Source organism: Terrisporobacter petrolearius (assembly GCF_020748185.1).
GTDB classification, from domain to species: Bacteria; Bacillota; Clostridia; order Peptostreptococcales; family Peptostreptococcaceae; genus Terrisporobacter; species Terrisporobacter petrolearius.
Window position 1 is genome coordinate 1 of record NZ_JAHZMO010000196.1, and the last position, 441, is coordinate 441.

Annotated in this window: 1 protein-coding gene; it reads right to left on the reverse strand. The window is 55.8% G+C overall.

Features of this window, described 5'->3' with window-relative positions:
• The coding region (gene apt / locus K0040_RS22570) for an adenine phosphoribosyltransferase (protein WP_228110471.1) at positions 1-441 on the reverse strand (441 nt) is incomplete at both ends.

Genomic DNA, 441 nt, shown 5'->3' on the forward strand with positions numbered 1-441 from the left:
CGAGACGCTGTTCGCCGCCGAGATCGAACAGGTTGATAATGAACGCTGCGTCAGCCACTTCACCACCCAGACGACGGATCAGTTTAACGGTCGCTTCGATAGTGCCGCCGGTTGCCAGCAGATCGTCCACCACCAGAACTTTGTCGCCCGGTTGGATGGCATCAACGTGGATTTCCAGCTGATCGGTGCCGTATTCCAGATCGTAAGTTTCACTGATAGTTCCACGCGGCAGTTTGCCCGGTTTACGGACCGGTACAAAGCCAACGCCCCGACCCAGAGCTACCGGAGCGCCAAACAAGAAGCCACGCGCTTCGGTGCCGACAACTTTGGTAATGCCCGCATTTTTGTAACGCTCAACCAGCAAGTCGATGCTGAGAGCGTAAGCTTTCGGGTCTTCCAGTAAGCTGGTGACATCGCGGAAAAGAATGCCGGGTTTTGGGT